14 protein-coding genes and 1 pseudogene are annotated in these 14386 nt (G+C 64.1%); 8 read left to right on the forward strand and 7 right to left on the reverse strand.

Going from position 1 to position 14386, the window contains the following annotated elements; translation table 11 throughout:
- The 4 genes and pseudogenes from SE92_RS37000 to SE92_RS02695 all read right to left on the reverse strand — a co-directional run.
- A pseudogene (locus tag SE92_RS37000) lies at positions 1-234 on the reverse strand (hypothetical protein); the annotation flags it as partial.
- Between the two features lie 69 nt (positions 235-303).
- A complete protein-coding gene (locus SE92_RS02685; RefSeq protein ID WP_063203311.1) occupies positions 304-1272 on the reverse strand; it encodes an HAD family hydrolase in 969 nt (322 codons plus the stop codon).
- A gap of 164 nt (positions 1273-1436) precedes the next feature.
- Entirely contained in the window at positions 1437-3125 is a 1689-nt protein-coding gene (locus SE92_RS02690; protein WP_063194346.1) for an arylsulfatase, read from the reverse strand.
- Complete coding sequence (locus SE92_RS02695; protein WP_063194347.1) at positions 3118-4149, reverse strand: formylglycine-generating enzyme family protein; 1032 nt, start codon at positions 4147-4149, stop codon at positions 3118-3120. The genes SE92_RS02690 and SE92_RS02695 overlap by 8 nt, the downstream gene beginning before the upstream one ends.
- Before the next feature lie 499 nt (positions 4150-4648).
- Here SE92_RS02695 and SE92_RS02700 point away from each other — a divergent pair, with 499 nt between their 5' ends.
- Positions 4649-5635 (forward strand): helix-turn-helix domain-containing protein, encoded by a 987-nt coding sequence (locus tag SE92_RS02700; RefSeq protein ID WP_063194348.1) that lies wholly within the window; start codon positions 4649-4651, stop codon positions 5633-5635.
- 144 nt (positions 5636-5779) lie between these two features.
- Here SE92_RS02700 and SE92_RS02705 read toward each other — a convergent pair whose 3' ends face one another.
- Complete coding sequence (locus SE92_RS02705; RefSeq protein ID WP_063194349.1) at positions 5780-6856, reverse strand: methyl-accepting chemotaxis protein; 1077 nt, start codon at positions 6854-6856, stop codon at positions 5780-5782.
- A 278-nt stretch (positions 6857-7134) separates the two neighbouring features.
- On the opposite strand from SE92_RS02705, the gene recJ reads away from it, so the two are divergent.
- The 3 genes from recJ (at position 7135) to SE92_RS02720 (ending at position 10744) form a co-directional block, all read left to right on the forward strand.
- The gene (gene recJ / locus SE92_RS02710) at positions 7135-8976 is read left to right on the forward strand and encodes a single-stranded-DNA-specific exonuclease RecJ (protein ID WP_063194350.1); all 1842 of its coding nucleotides are present in this window, start codon (positions 7135-7137) and stop codon (positions 8974-8976) included.
- Between the two features lie 64 nt (positions 8977-9040).
- Positions 9041-9850: an SDR family NAD(P)-dependent oxidoreductase gene (locus tag SE92_RS02715; protein WP_063203312.1), complete on the forward strand. Its 810-nt coding sequence runs from the start codon at positions 9041-9043 to the stop codon at positions 9848-9850.
- Positions 9851-9946: 96 nt separating this feature from the next.
- A complete protein-coding gene (locus SE92_RS02720) occupies positions 9947-10744 on the forward strand; it encodes an aldolase (RefSeq protein WP_063194351.1) in 798 nt (265 codons plus the stop codon).
- Positions 10745-10852: 108 nt separating this feature from the next.
- Here SE92_RS02720 and SE92_RS02725 read toward each other — a convergent pair whose 3' ends face one another.
- On the reverse strand, positions 10853-12082 hold the full coding sequence (locus tag SE92_RS02725) for a lytic murein transglycosylase (protein WP_063194352.1): 1230 nt from the start codon (positions 12080-12082) through the stop codon (positions 10853-10855).
- A gap of 124 nt (positions 12083-12206) precedes the next feature.
- Between SE92_RS02725 and SE92_RS02730 the strand changes: the two genes are divergently transcribed.
- On the forward strand, positions 12207-12467 hold the full coding sequence (locus SE92_RS02730) for a hypothetical protein (RefSeq protein ID WP_063194353.1): 261 nt from the start codon (positions 12207-12209) through the stop codon (positions 12465-12467).
- 53 nt (positions 12468-12520) lie between these two features.
- Complete coding sequence (locus tag SE92_RS02735; protein WP_063194354.1) at positions 12521-12772, forward strand: hypothetical protein; 252 nt, start codon at positions 12521-12523, stop codon at positions 12770-12772.
- A 48-nt stretch (positions 12773-12820) separates the two neighbouring features.
- Here the strand turns inward: SE92_RS02735 and SE92_RS02740 are convergent, their stop codons facing one another.
- Positions 12821-13339 carry a MarR family winged helix-turn-helix transcriptional regulator gene (locus SE92_RS02740; protein WP_063194355.1) on the reverse strand — a complete coding sequence of 173 codons (519 nt, stop codon included), beginning with the start codon at positions 13337-13339 and terminating at the stop codon, positions 12821-12823.
- A 54-nt stretch (positions 13340-13393) separates the two neighbouring features.
- On the opposite strand from SE92_RS02740, the gene SE92_RS02745 reads away from it, so the two are divergent.
- Together SE92_RS02745 and SE92_RS02750 are read left to right on the forward strand one after the other, a co-directional pair.
- Entirely contained in the window at positions 13394-13861 is a 468-nt protein-coding gene (locus SE92_RS02745) for a carboxymuconolactone decarboxylase family protein (RefSeq protein WP_063194356.1), read from the forward strand.
- 21 nt (positions 13862-13882) lie between these two features.
- Entirely contained in the window at positions 13883-14386 is a 504-nt protein-coding gene (locus SE92_RS02750; RefSeq protein WP_063194357.1) for a cupin domain-containing protein, read from the forward strand.

Genomic DNA, 14386 nt, shown 5'->3' on the forward strand with positions numbered 1-14386 from the left:
GGCGCCACGCGGGCCGACCACGGCGCCGCCGCGATGGACCACGGCACCGCCGCGCGGACCCACGACCGCACCGCTACGGCGACCGGCGGCCCGGATCTCGATGAGATCGGACGATCCAATCGCGCTTTGCTGGATTGCCGTCGGTTGAAGCGGCACCGCGGACACCGTACCGACCGGAAGAGAAACCGCGGTTGCCAGCGCAAGCAGGCAACTTGGCAGCCGAAATGCGCTCATGCGTTCAGACATCCTCATTCCTCCCATTGTCTTGTTTCGTTGATGGCGTCGAACGCTGCGACGTCCTTGTCATCGCGAATCCCCCGTGCTGCCACGTTCGAACGCGAATACCGTCTTCCAGTCCTTCGCCATGTCCACCACGGTCCAGCCGCGCCGAACCGCCTCGTCCCAGGCCTTGTCGAGCCTCCCAATTTTCGACTGGCGGTCGTAGGCGTATTCGCGGGCAGCATCGGTGTGATGGACGATGCCGAGAAAGCGCGGGCCGCGGCCGGCGGCGGTCCATTGCAGCATCTGGTGGTCGCCATCCGAATTGCCGAAGGCGAGAATAGGGCGGCGACCGATGAAGCGATTGATGCCCGACGGCTTGCCGGGGCCATCGTCGATGAATTCGACTTTCGGCAGCTTCATCAGGACGGGCTTGCCATCGTCTCCGATCTTGAATTGCGTGACGCCGGACGAACCCACGACCTGCTCGGGGGGGATGCCGTAAGCTCTATCGGCCCACACCCGCATGAACTCGACGCCACCGCCGGACACGATGAACGTCTTGAAGCCATTGGTACGCAGGTAAGCGAGCAACTCCACCATCGGCTGATAGATGAGTTCGTTGTAGGGGCGATTGAAGCGTGGGTGCCGGGCGTGGGCGAGCCAGTCAGCGACGGATTGCGCGTAGACGTCCGTCGCCATGCCGCTATGAGCGGCGGCGATTAGCGTCAGCAAACCCTTCTCGCCCTGTGTCGCCAAGCCCGCCCTGTCGCCAGCAAGGAACGCCTTGAACGGCTGTTGCTGTCTCCATTCGGGATGCTGCGGCGCCATCGCCTTGACCTGGTCGAGGGCAAACGCCGCCTGGAAATAGACCGGCTGCTCGCACCACAGCGTGCCGTCGTTGTCGAACACGGCGATGCGTTCGGCGGGCGGGACGAACTCCGGCCCTCTGTCTTTGATCACTGCCGCGACGAAGCCCGTGATCGCCGTCTTCGCCGCACCATCTTTCCAGGATGGCAGCGGATCGGACTGGCCATGGGTGGTCCGGCTCATTGCTCCGCAAAGCGATCCGGCCAGGAGCAAGATCAGCGCAAAACGGTGGAAGAGCCGATACATTTCCTTTCGCACCCCGAACTCGGCTTTTCAGATGACGGTGCCGGCAACTCACCAAGGCGAAACGTCAGCCGGCCCAGTGCCGGCTGGCGGCGGCATTGGAGCTATTTCTCGATACCGCGATCCCTGAAGGCCTTGTCGATCGCCTTGTTGACCTCCTTGCGAACGCCCTCGACGTTGAAGCTGGCTGGGCGTTGGCTCGGCGGATACTCGGCGAACGTCTGCAGAAAGGCGGCAGCCTTCAGCTGTCCCTTCACCATCATGTAGTCGTTCTTGGCGAGGAAATCGTAATATTGGTCCGAGACGATGTCCGCGCGCTCATACGGATCCATCCGGAGATTGAATATTTTCGGCACACGCAGGGTCGTGAAGGGATTGGCCCAAACCTGCAGACCGCCTGGCCTGCGCTGCTCGGCGAAGACGATTTTCCAATCGTCGTAGCGCATGGCCACCAGATCGCCGTCGTCGTTGAAGTAGTAAAACTCGGAGCGTGCGCTCTTAGGCGATTTTCCGGTCAGATAGTCCAATTGGTTGTAGCCGTCGAGATGGTTCCTGAAAGTGGTCGGATTGGTGGCTGGCTGCCAGCCCTTGAGCAGCCGTTCCTTGACATCGGTATCGCCGGCGGCGGCCAGGAGCGTCGGGAACCAATCGAGACCGGAGAAGATCTGGTTTGAAACTTCACCTGCCTTGATTTTCCCCGGCCAACGCACCATCGCGGGTACACGGAAGGCGCCTTCCCAATTGGTGTCTTTTTCGCTGCGAAACGGCGTCGTGGCGGCATCCGGCCACGACCATTGATTGGGACCATTGTCGGTGGTGTAGACGACGATGGTGTTGTCGGCGATGCCTAGCTCGTCGAGCGCTGTCAGGAGCTTGCCGACATCTCCGTCATGTTCCAGCATGCCATCGGCGTATTCGTTGCCCACCATGCCGCTTTGTCCACGCATCGCCTCGCGCACATGTGTGAAGGCATGCATACGCGTCGCGTTCATCCAGGTGAAGAAGGGCTTGTTGGCCTGCACCTGCCGTCTCATGAAATCGATCGCAGCGGCCGTGGTCTCGTCGTCGATCGTCTCCATCCGCTTCCTGTTCAGCGGGCCGGTGTCCTCAATCTTGCCGCCGGCAACGCTACGGATGACGCCGCGTGGGTGATAGGCCTTGAGAAAGGCCTGATCGTCCTTCGGCCAATAAGGTTGCTCCGGCTCTTCCTCGGCGTTGAGATGATACAGATTGCCGAAGAACTCATCGAAACCATGACTGGTCGGCAGATACTCGTCGAGATCGCCGAGGTGGTTCTTGCCGAACTGTCCCGTCGCATAACCCAGCGGCTTGAGCGCTTCGGCGATGGTGATGTCTACCTTTTGGAGGCCAACGGGAGCGCCGGGCGCGCCGACCTTGGAAAGACCAGTGCGCAAGCAGGACTGACCGGTGATGAACGTCGATCGGCCCGCGGTGCAGCTGTTCTCGGCATAATAGTCCGTAAACATCATGCCTTCCCGGGCGATACGATCGATGTTCGGTGTCTTGTACCCCACCACGCCGAACGAATAGGCGCTGATGTTTGTCTGCCCGATGTCATCGCCGAAGATGACAAGGATGTTCGGCTTGCGGCCTGAGGGCGTCGAGCTTGCGGGAGGTGCAGGCGCAGCTTTCTGGGCTTGAGCGATAGCTTCGAAGGTGAACGTCGCCGCAGCGACAATGGATGACGTACCCAATAGGAGATTTCTGCGATTGATCGACCTATCTGTCCGCGACCGGTTGTTGTTGTTGTTGTTCTCAAGCTCGCTACTCATTCCATGCTCCCTGGATTCCTGGACGTCTTTCTTGTCGAGCTTTGGTTGGAAGGGATGACCGCACCACGCAGCGGAATCCGACATGGCTGGTCGAGGTATCGACCGGCTCGGCGTGCCGCGCGGCCGGGCGATAGCGGCGGCAATAGTTCGGCGCGCAGAGGTGCGAGCCGCCCTTGAGGACCTTGCGGGGAATCCGGATGTCGGGCAGGGCAGGGTCGTAGCTTGTGCTCTCGCGTCCGCCACGAGGGTTCTTCGGAATGCAGCAGGGCTTGGCCGCCTCGGCCGCGTGTTTGGCCGACCACCAGTCGGCCGTCCACTCCCAGACATTGCCGATCATGTCATGGATGCCGTAGCCGTTCGGCGGGAAGGCCATGACCGGCGAGGTGCGCTCGTACCCATCCTCGCCGAGATTCTGGACCGGAAAGCTTCCCTGCCAGATATTGGCCATGTGCCTGCCGCCCGGCATCAGCACGTCTCCCCAGGCGTATTCCTCTGCCTCGAGGCCGCCGCGCGCCGCAAACTCCCATTCCGCTTCCGTCGGCAAGTCCTTGCCGGCCCAGCGTGCATACGCCGTCGCATCGCTAAAGGAGACATGGACGACGGGATGATCGTCGAGGTCCTTGATGTTGCTGCCGGGGCCGTAGGGATGGCGCCAGTTGGCGCCGCGCATGAAAGTCCACCACTGGCTCCAGTCGGCGAGATCGGTGATGCGGGGCAGCGGCAAGAACACCAGCGATCCTGCGTAAAGCATCTCCTTCAGCGCGCCGGGATAGTCCTTGGGATCGGGAACGACCTGTGCCTCGGTCACATGACCGGTCGCGTTGACGAACTGCTTGAACTGCCGGTTGGTGACGGGCGTGCGGTCGATCCAAAAGCTGTCGACAGCGACGCGATGACTCGGCGCCTCCTCGGGATAATGATGGTCGGAGCCCATGCGAAAGGTTCCGCCGGGAATGAAGACCATTTCTCCGGTTCTTGAGTCATCCGGCAACCACTCGCAGTGATCCAAATCCGCCCGCAGCATGGTTGAAACTCCGATACTCGCGATTCCGCCTGACGTTACGGCGAAGACTTTGGCAGCAGCTGGCGACGGCCTGTTTCGCGGCATGTTGGACGCATGTCCGGTCCCCTTTTTGGCGCTCGGAGCAGAGCACGACGCTTCATTTGTCAGCGTCTCTTCCCTTTCACGCGCGTGTTGGTGCGCGCGGCAAATCCCTGCCGTGTGCTCTCTGCCAATCCGCAGAGCGCTTTCAATCAATCGCGCTGAAGTTGAAAAGGTATCGGAAGATTTGCCGGCTGTGATGTGCAGTTTGTGCCAATACGCAGGGGCAGTGGGCGAGACCGAACTGCCCCATCGCCAAAAACCACTGACTTGCGGTGCAATGCAGTGAATTTTGCCTACCTGATTTCGGTAGTGTTTGCCTCAAAACGCGTAGTCAGCTTGTCGCACCCACCTCGCGTTGTGGTGGTATTTCGCTGCCGCTTGCCGCAGAATTGTCGAGCTTCAGTAACAGGGTACAGCCATGGGGCAATTCCTTCTGGTTGATTCGCGCAAGCTGGACGGTTTCGAAGGACTTCACCAGGCCGTCCACGGCTCGCATGTAGATGTGATGCAACTCGGCCGAGGTCGGTTGCGCGGGACGTTATCCCATGTCGGCATCGGCGATTTCTCGCTCAGCCTCGGCGCCTTCAATGTCGGCATGCGCACGCAGCGCGTCGCCACCGACGACAAGCTGATCATCGGGATGCTGCTCGCTGCCGAAGAACGCGTCGCCCATTGGTCGTTTGACATGCAGCTCAACGATGTACTTGTGATCCCACCGCTTCTTGAGCACGACGGTGTTTTTCACGGCGCCTCCGCTTACGCCGCCATGCGCTTCGACCTCAACGAAGTCGCGACGCTGTTCGGGGGTGAAGCACGGCTGAGAGATCCCGACACTTGGCGCAGCCGCGGTCATTTCCGCGCGGACCCGGAGACCGGCGCGATCGCCTCGCGCCGCCTGGTCCGGCTCATGTCGCACCTGCGCGACAATAAATGTGGACTGACGCCGTCAACCGCTGATTTCTGGAAACGATCGATCGTCGAATGCATGGCGGCCAACATCCTGTCGTCACTGCCACCCGACGATGGTGGCTGGCTGCCCTCGGCAAGAAGGCTGATCCGGCGTGTTGAGGAGTATGTCGAGGAGGCCGGCACGCGACCTGTGCATGTGTCGGAGATTTGCGCGGCCCTGAGCGTGTCGCGTCGCACCTTGCATCGCGCCTTTCAAGAGGTGTTCGGTCTCGGCCCGGTCGGTTTCCTGCGACATAAGCGGCTATGCGCCGTTCATTCGATCTTGCACAAGAGCCTTCCTGGCTCGACGACCGTGGCGGCCGTCGCCATGCAGCAGGGCTTCTATGAGCTCGGACGGTTCTCGCAATACTACCATGCGATGTTTGGGGAGCGTCCGTCGCAGACGCTCGGAGTTGCGACACTCCGAGCAGCTGCAGACGACCTAGCTAGAGCCTAGCACTTTCGGTTGCCAACGACGCGATGAGGACAGGAGGCCACTGTCTTTTCGGACGTTTCAAACGGCGAATCAAAATTGGCGTGAAAACAACGCTTTAGCTACTGTGCATGGGGTTGTTTTCGCGTTTTTGAATCGAGCGGCGCCTCAGGCCCCGCAGATGATCACGCCGTACCAGCCGAGCCCCCGATAGGTCTCGTAGCCCGGCGTCGCATGGAAGGCGACCAGCGAGCCGTTGCGGTCGTGGTAGACGCCGGAGCGCTGGCCGTTCAGGGAGATCGAGATGCGCTCGCTGAGGATGCCCTGGCCGTCGGACGCCGCGATGACGCGCAGATTCGAATCGACCAGCAGCACGCGGGCCTTGTCGTTGTCGCCGACGCGGACGCCCTGCACGATGGCGCGGGCCTGCGGTTCCCAGTCGAAATGGATGGCGAGCACGCCGATCGGGGCGCCGTTCGCCTGGCCGCCGGCGCGGACGCTGGCGCAATAGGTCGCGACCTGCGCGTTGCCGAGCAGCGGCTGGTTCTCGACGTCGCCGGCGACATAGTCGTCACCGGAGCGCAGGCCCTTCGCCTCGCGAAACCATTTGGTGTGGGCAACGTTCTGGCCGACGGCGCGGAAGCGGTCGGCCCGGCCGTTGGCGATGACGTTGCCGTCGAGGTCGCAGAGCCAGAGGTCGAGATAGACGGTGTAGGCCCCGAGGATCACGCCGAGGCGCTGCGAGGCGTGCGAGACGGAAGCTGTGCTGGGTGAGGCGGCGCAATCGACCACGGCGGAATCGGTCGCCCACCAGCGCACGTCGCAGGTGCGTTCATAAAGGTTGCGGTCGATCAGCTCGATCGCGTTCAGCGACAGATCCATCATGCGCTCGCCGCGGGAACGCTGGCTCATGCGCTCGATCGAGGAGACGAGGTCGCCCGTCCGTTTCGTCAGCTGTGTCTCGAGCTCGCGGGCGATGGTCTCGACCTGCTGACCGACGCCGCGCACCTCCTGCGCCACCACGGCAAAGCCCGCGCCTTGCGCGCCGGCGCGCGAGCTCTCGATCAGCGCGTTCAGCGCCAGCATCTTCATCTGGTTGGTGATCTGCTGGATCGACTTGGTCTTGTCGACCGCGATCTGGTTGACCTCCGCGGTCAGGCGGTTGATCAGCACGGAGATGTCGGAATCATCGTCAGCGGGTTCGGTGGCGATTGGCTTGGCTTTCAGACCCAGCGCAGCAGACATCGGGGATTTCCCTTGGCAATGAGGTCTGATCTGCAACGAACCCGGAACGACAAATTACAGATCGAATACAACTCTTTTTCGAAGATTCCGCCTAACGCCTGCTTAATTTGCTGTTTTGCGGACTGCCCAAATGATAGTCACTCGGCGCAGCAAATCGGCAATCCACCGCTTTGTGCGGCGCGGAGATTGCAAATCCCTGGCGATTCCGGGTCAATCGTCCCGCAAGCCGGACCGACGCGAGATCGTCGGCTGCGGGTTCCTCAAACCAGCTGCGACTCATGACGCCGCCTGCCACCGCCTTACCCGTCGAAGCGCCGCAGGCGTTCCTGGGGGTCGCGCGCTCGCTTACCGACAAGCTCTGGCGCGACCGGCTGGATGCGCGCGGGGCGGCCAAGGCGCTTGCCATCGTGCAACGGCACCAGCTGCCGGAGCTGCTGGCGCGCGTGCTAGCGGGCCGCGGTGTCGATATCGACGGGGTCGAGGACTTCCTCGATCCGACCATCCGCAAGCTGCTGCCGGACCCGTTCACGGTGACGGAAATGGAGGCCGCCGCCAAGCGGATCGCGGATGCCGCCGTGAAGGGCGAGACGGTCGCGATCTTCGGCGACTACGATGTCGACGGCGCGACCTCTGCGGCGCTGCTGGCCTGGCACCTGCGCCATTGCGGGCTCGATCCGCTGATCCACATTCCCGATCGCATCTTCGAGGGCTATGGCCCGAACGTCGAAGCGGTTCGCGGGCTCGCGGCCAAGGGTGCCACGCTGCTCGTCACCGTCGATTGCGGTACCACCAGCATCGAGCCGCTGGCTGAAGCGAAACGGCTCGGCATGTCCGTGGTCGTGATCGACCATCACCAGGCCGGCACGGAACTGCCGGAGGTCGACGCGCTGGTCAATCCGAACCGGCTCGACGATCTCTCCGGGCTCGGCCATCTCGCCGCCGTCGGCCTCGTGCTGGTGACGCTGGTGGCGGTCAATCGCGAGCTGCGCCAGCGCGGTTTCTGGAGCGCGGAGATGCCCGAGCCGGATCTGCTCGGCATGCTGCACCACGTTGCGCTCGGGACGGTTGCCGACGTGGCGCCCCTGATCGGTCTCAACCGCGCTTTCGTCGCCAAAGGGCTGATCGCGATGCGCCGGCGCGACCATGTCGGCCATACCGCGCTGATGGACGTGGCGCGGCTCAACGGGCCGCCCGAGGCCTGGCATCTCGGCTTCATGCTGGGGCCGCGCATCAATGCCGGCGGCCGCATCGGCCGCGCCGATCTCGGCGTGCGGCTGCTGCTCGAAGGCGACAGCGTCGAGGCCGCGCGGATCGCCGCCGAGCTCGACCGCCTCAATGGCGAGCGCCGCGTCATCGAGCAGGCCGCCGAAGCCCAGGCCGAAGCCGAGGCGCTGGCCTCGATCGGGCTGGAGGACAAGCTCGGCGTCATCGTCACGGCGTCCGAAGGCTGGCACCCCGGCGTCGTCGGCCTCGTTGCCTCCCGGCTGAAGGAAAAGTTTTCGCGGCCGGCTTTCGCCATTGCGCTGGAGCCCGGCGGCATCGGCACCGGCTCGGGCCGCTCGATCGCCGGCGTCGATATCGGCAAGGCGGTGCGGCAGGCGGTCACCGACGGCATCTTGCTCAAGGGCGGCGGGCACGCGATGGCCGCCGGCGTGACGCTGCGGAAGGAGAAGCTCGCCGAATTCCGCGCCTATCTCGAGAACGCGCTGGCGCAGGACGTCGCCGAGGCGCGCCACGTCAACGAGCTCTATATCGACGGCGCGGTCTCCGCGCGCGCCGTGACGACGGAGCTTGCGACGACGCTCAACCGCGCCGGTCCCTTCGGCAGCGGCAACCCGGAGCCCGTGCTGGCGCTGCCGGCACATCAGCTCGTTTTTGCCGACGAGGTCGGCCAGGCGCATTTGCGTCTGCGCTTCAAGTCGGGTGACGGCGCCATAGTCAACGGCATCGCGTTCCGCTCGGTCGGGCAGAAGCTCGGCAATGCACTCCTGGCCAATCGCGGCCAGCAGCTGCATGTGGCCGGCTCGCTCTCGGTCGATCGCTACCAGGGCGCCGAACGCGTGCAATTCCGCGTCGTCGACGTCGCGCTACCGGACCAGGGGCCGTCCGTGATCAGATAACGCAAGATCCGGCGAGATCATCCGTCAAGAATGGGTCGCTCAAACAACAAGAATGGGAGTGAACATGGCAGGGCAGGTTGAGGGCAAGGTCGCGCTGGTGACGGGCGGGGCCTCCGGTATCGGCGAGGCCATTGTCGAGCTGTTGGCGCGCGAGGGCGCCACCGTCGTCATCACCGACATCGACGAGCTACGGGGGCCCGAGCTCGCCAAGCGCGTGACGAAAGCCGGCGGCAAAGCGATCTTCCTGGAGCACGACGTCACCAGCGAGGAGCGCTGGATTGAGATCGTCAACGAGACCGCCAGGCGCTACGGCCGGCTCGATATCATGGTCTCCAATGCCGGCATCGGCATTGCCGTGCCTTCGATCGTCGATATGACGCTTGCCGACTGGCGCAAGCAGAACGCGATCAACCTCGACGGCGTGTTTCTCTCGGTGAAGCATTGCCTGCCCCTAATGCGCAAGACCGGTGGCGGCTCGATCGTCATGATGTCGTCGCTGGCGGGCCTGCGCGGGTCGCCCGGGTTGTCAGCCTATTCGGCGACCAAGGGCGGCGTGCGGCTGTTCGCCAAGTCGATCGCGATGGAATGCGCCGCGGCCGGCGACGGCATTCGCGTCAACTCGGTTCATCCAGGGATCATCGACACCCCGATCTGGGGCAAGATCCCGACAGGGGCAACCGGCGCCGGCCAGAACGCGCCGATCGATCCGGAGGAGCGGGCCAAGGTCGTGACGCCATTGGGTCGCGCCGGCCAGGCCGCGGAGATCGCCTGCGGCGTGCTGTATCTGGCGTCGGATGCCTCGCGCTACGTGACCGGCAGCGAGCTCGTGATCGACGGCGGCATGAATGCCGGGGGCGTGCCGCGACGGGCCTGAGCGGCGCAGGGCAGGGCGGCACGCGCAGGGGCTGACGCGCAGGCGCAGCCCCTGTACAAGGCGGACAGCTTTCGACCGACAGAGGTGTCCCTCGCCATGGCGCACAGCCTTCATGCTTCCTCACCCGCATCAGCGCCATTCCGCTCGAACCGGCCGGACCTTGCCACCGATGCGATCCGCACCGCGCGCGAGGATCTCGCCGCCTGCTTCCGCATGGCCGCGCGCAATGGCTTCGAAGAAGGCATTTGCAATCATTTCTCGGCCGTGGTGCCGGGGCATGACGATCTGTTCCTGGTCAACCCCTACGGCTACGCCTTTCGCGAGCTGACCGCCTCGAAGCTGCTGATCTGCGACTTCCACGGCAACGTGCTCGACGGCGAGGGCGTGCCGGAGGCGACGGCCTTCTACATCCACGCCGAGATGCACCGGCTCCTGCCGCGCGCGAAAGTCGCCTTCCATACCCACATGCCCTATGCCACGGCGCTGTCGATGACCGAGGGCGATCCCCTGATCTGGGCGGGCCAGACCGCGCTGAAATTCTATGGCCGCACGGCGGTGGATCGCGACTATAACGGCCTCGCGCTCGACAACCGCGAGGGTGCACGTATCGCCTCGGCCGTGGGTGACGCCGACATCGTCTTCATGAAGCATCACGGCGTGATGGTGTTGGCGCCGACCATCGCGGAAGCCTGGGACGATCTCTATTACCTCGAACGCGCCGCCGAGGTGCAGGTGCTGGCGATGTCGACGGGACGGAAAGTGCTGCCGGTCGATCCCGCGATCGCGGCGGAAACCTACAGGCAGATGCGTGAGGGCGATTCCGAATCCGCGCGGCTGCATCTCGCCGCGGTCCGGCGGCAGCTCGATGCGGAAGAGCCGCAGTACCGGCATTAACGATGGCCGCGTAGCCCGGATGGAGCGCAGCGTAATCCGGGGCTGTTACATGCGGAGGCAAGCGTCCCGGATTGCGCTGCGCTCCATCCGGGCTACAAGCGCGAGCTATCAGCCGCCCTGCCGCAGCTTGGCCAGCACCTTCAGTCCGCCATAGCCATCCGCCGGCGTAATGCCCGCGCGCTGCTGGAAATCCTTGATCGCCTTCATGGTGTCGTTGCCGACGCGGCCGTCGGTGCCGCCGGTGTCGAAGCCGGCTTTGGTCAGGCGCGTCTGCATCTCCTGCACCTCGGCCAGTGTCAATGCGCGCTCGGAGCCGGGGAAGGGCTGAATGAACGGCGGCGCACCGAGGCAGCGGTCGCCGAGATGGCAAATTGCCAGCGCATAGTTCATCGATGGATTGTAGCTCTTCACCGAGTAGAAATTCGGCCCCAGCAGGAAGGTCGGCCCGCCCGCGACCGGCGTCCACATCTGCGCGGACGCGTTGGGCTGCGGGAACGGCTGGCCGTCGGCGCGGGTGACGCCGGCTGATGCCCAGGCCGCATAGGTGCGGCTGCCGCTCATATTGCCGGCCGCGCGCACCTCGTAGCCCCAATGCTCGCCGCGATGCCATTTGCCGCGATTGACGAGATATTTTGCGGTCGAGCCCAGCGCGTCGTCGGGCTTGCCGAATGGCGAGACCTTGCCGTCGCCGTCATAGTCGATGCCGACATTGAGCCAGACCTCCGGCATCCATTGCGAATGCCCCATCGCGCCGGCCCAGGAGCCCTGCATCTGCTCCGGCGTGCTCCAGCCCTTGTCGACGATGCGTAGCGCGTTGATCAGCTCCGTCTCCCAATAGGCCTTGCGGCGCGGCTCGTTCCAGGCGAGCGCGGCGAGCGAGGGAAACACCGGCGTCATGTGGTTCTGCTGCACGAGGGGATCGCCATAGGCGGACTCGACGCCCCACAAAGCCAACAGCGTGCCGCGCTCGACGCCGAAATCGCGTTCGATGCGCGCCAGCAGCGCCTCGTTGTTCTTCAGCGCGATCTTGCCGTTGATGATGCGCCAGTCGGAGACGCGGCGGTTGATGTATTGCCAGACCTGCTCATGGAATTCCGGCTGGCTGCGCATCTGCTTGAACACGCTCATGTCAGGCTCGACCCGCGCCATCGCGCGCTGCCAGGTCGCGGCCGAGATGCCCTTGGCCATTGCACGCGCCCGAAATGCCTCGCGCCATTCGTCAAAGCCCGCAGGCGCGGCGAGGACATGAGTCGGGAGCGCGAGCAAAGCGGTCGCGCCGAACGTCGATTGCAGCAGGCTGCGGCGAGTTGGATGGGGCGAGGAATCAGCGTGTTTCATGGCGCCATTCTAGCGGGAAACTGAAGGCCTGGGAGCTAGTTCCGAGGGCACCGGAACAGCTCGTTCCGCGGAACAAAGTGTCGCAGTCCCGCATTCCTTCCGCACGAGAAATGAGGAGGACATCATGAGGAAATATCTGTTTGCCGCCGCGCTGGTTACCGCGGTTGCGTCGCCTGCGTTCGCGGATGAAGTCGGCGTTCATGTCGGCCCGGTCGGCGCAGGCGTGACGGTTGGTCAGTCCCATGAATACCGCGAGCGAGACCGTGATCGCGACCGCACCACGGTCATTCGGGAGCGCGAGCCCTCAAGCCGCACCACCGTGATCAAGAAGGAAGATGAATTCGGCAATCGCAGCAAGACCGTGATTCATCACGACAACGACTGACGGATCTGGGCCCCGGCCGGTGCGCCGGGGCCCAGTCTCTTCACGGGGGTGGAATGAAGATACGCGCCCATGCGGAAAGCCATGTCGTCGAGCTCGACGACGGCTCGCAATGGCAGATTTTTCCCGGCGATCTCGCGACGACGCTGAGCTGGAAGCCCGAAACCGAGTTGCACCTGGAGCCGAGCGGCGACCGGGTGAGTTCGCATGTGCTGGTGAATGACACGGACCGCAGCCGCGTGCGGGTGATCCCGGCGGGCGAGGCGTGGCCTGATGATGAAGTTCACAACGCATTGAGGGGCGGGTAGGCCGCTATCTCTGCGACGGCACAGTCGCCAGGTTGAGAGACCTTCGTGCTAATTCTCGTGTAGGTCGGCAGCAATGCCGGCCAGCCAACGGCGGATCGAGATTTCCGCCTTCTCATCCAAGCCTTTCGCCAAGCGCTTCTCCAGCGCGATTACCCGCTCCCGGCAGGCCTTCAGCAGCGTTGCGCCGCGCGACGTCAGCGTCCATTGCTGGATGCGGCCGTGGATGGGATGCGGCGTCATCACAATCGCGCCGTCGCGTTCGAGATTGCGGATGATGACGCCGACGGTCTGAGGCGTCAGGAAGGTGAGGCGGGCGACGTCGGCGCCGGACAGGCCCGGATAGGCGTTGAGCATGGTCAAAACCGCGAATTGCGGCGATGTCACGCCGAGATCGGCGAGCGTGCGTTCCATGGTCAGGCGGGCCGCAGCATGGGCCTGTCGCAAGAGATAGCCGAGATAGCCTTGCTCGCCACGCTTGCCTTCACCGGGCGCGGGAATGCGCACGGCGTCGTCAGCCGCCTTGCGGGCGTTTTTCGATCTTGTGATGGCGGCGGGCTTGCGTGACATATAAGAGCTCTTATAAGGTGTAAGTACGCTTATAATAACACGAGATGAACAGCAATGTCACACGCCCGCAGCGAATACGAGGATTTCAAGAGGGTCGCGCCCGACGTCTATGACGTGGTTCTGGCGCTCGGTCAGCTTGCAACCAAGGCCGGCCTCGACAAGCAACTCGTCGAGCTCGTCAAGCTGCGCGCCTCGCAGATCAACGGCTGCGCCTTCTGCGTGCAGCACCACGTCCTGCTGTCCGAACGGATCGGCGTTCCCGCCGACAAGCTCCATCTGGTCGCGGTCTGGCGCGAGGCGCCGATCTTTTCCGCACGCGAGCGCGCAGCGCTGGCCTGGGCTGAGGCCTTGACGCTCCTGCCTGGGGGCGTCAGCGAGGAGGTCTATTCCGAGGCGACGCGCGAGTTCTCCGAAACCGAGCTGACCTATCTGACCTCGGCGGTCGCCTCGATCAATGTCTGGAACCGGTTTGGAGCGGCCTATCGCTGGACGCCCGCCGAGCGGCCGGCCGCGGCATCCTGATTGCAACGTGGAGAGAGCAACATGACAGCAATGAGATTGGCCGCTACGCAGCGCCCGATGCCGTCGCGTTCGATGGCGATCGCGGCCCTGGGCGGGCTCGCCTGCGCGCTTGCGATCGGCAAGGTCCTGCCGGTGACAATGGATACCGTCTCGGGCGCACTGGCCCCGCTGTGCGCCACGGCCGCCGAGAGCTCGCCGCTCGACAAGGTCGAACCGATCGGCTCCTACGCATTGCCAAACGTGCCGGGCAAGCGCGTCACGATCGTGCGCGTGTTCTACGGCCCGGGCGGATTTTCGCGTCCGCATCGGCACGCAGGCTCCGTCACCGCCACCATCACCAAGGGCGAGATCCGGTCCCAGCTCGGCGGCGGTCCCGTCGAGACGTTTGGCGTCGGCCAGTCCTTCTTCGAGCCGCCGGGCTCGACGCATCTGGTCTCCGCCAATGCCAGCCTGACCGAGCCGGCAGAGTTGATCGCGGTGTTCGTGGCGGATGAGGGCGCGCAGCTGACGACGTTGCTTGAATAA

Source organism: Bradyrhizobium sp. AT1, assembly GCF_001590795.1.
Classification (GTDB): Bacteria; Pseudomonadota; Alphaproteobacteria; order Rhizobiales; family Xanthobacteraceae; genus Bradyrhizobium.

Coding starts and splice junctions, on each gene's coding strand:
- SE92_RS02745 (WP_063194356.1), top strand. CDS start 13,394: ATGTCACACGCCCGCAGCGAATACGAGGATTTCAAGAGGGTCGCGCCC.
- SE92_RS02725 (WP_063194352.1), bottom strand. CDS start 12,082: ATGAAACACGCTGATTCCTCGCCCCATCCAACTCGCCGCAGCCTGCTG.
- SE92_RS02705 (WP_063194349.1), bottom strand. CDS start 6,856: ATGTCTGCTGCGCTGGGTCTGAAAGCCAAGCCAATCGCCACCGAACCC.
- SE92_RS02735 (WP_063194354.1), top strand. CDS start 12,521: ATGAAGATACGCGCCCATGCGGAAAGCCATGTCGTCGAGCTCGACGAC.
- SE92_RS02715 (WP_063203312.1), top strand. CDS start 9,041: ATGGCAGGGCAGGTTGAGGGCAAGGTCGCGCTGGTGACGGGCGGGGCC.
- recJ (WP_063194350.1), top strand. CDS start 7,135: ATGACGCCGCCTGCCACCGCCTTACCCGTCGAAGCGCCGCAGGCGTTC.
- SE92_RS02740 (WP_063194355.1), bottom strand. CDS start 13,339: ATGTCACGCAAGCCCGCCGCCATCACAAGATCGAAAAACGCCCGCAAG.
- SE92_RS02685 (WP_063203311.1), bottom strand. CDS start 1,272: ATGAGCCGGACCACCCATGGCCAGTCCGATCCGCTGCCATCCTGGAAA.
- SE92_RS02750 (WP_063194357.1), top strand. CDS start 13,883: ATGACAGCAATGAGATTGGCCGCTACGCAGCGCCCGATGCCGTCGCGT.
- SE92_RS02700 (WP_063194348.1), top strand. CDS start 4,649: ATGGGGCAATTCCTTCTGGTTGATTCGCGCAAGCTGGACGGTTTCGAA.
- SE92_RS02690 (WP_063194346.1), bottom strand. CDS start 3,125: ATGAGTAGCGAGCTTGAGAACAACAACAACAACAACCGGTCGCGGACA.
- SE92_RS02720 (WP_063194351.1), top strand. CDS start 9,947: ATGGCGCACAGCCTTCATGCTTCCTCACCCGCATCAGCGCCATTCCGC.
- SE92_RS02730 (WP_063194353.1), top strand. CDS start 12,207: ATGAGGAAATATCTGTTTGCCGCCGCGCTGGTTACCGCGGTTGCGTCG.
- SE92_RS02695 (WP_063194347.1), bottom strand. CDS start 4,149: ATGCTGCGGGCGGATTTGGATCACTGCGAGTGGTTGCCGGATGACTCA.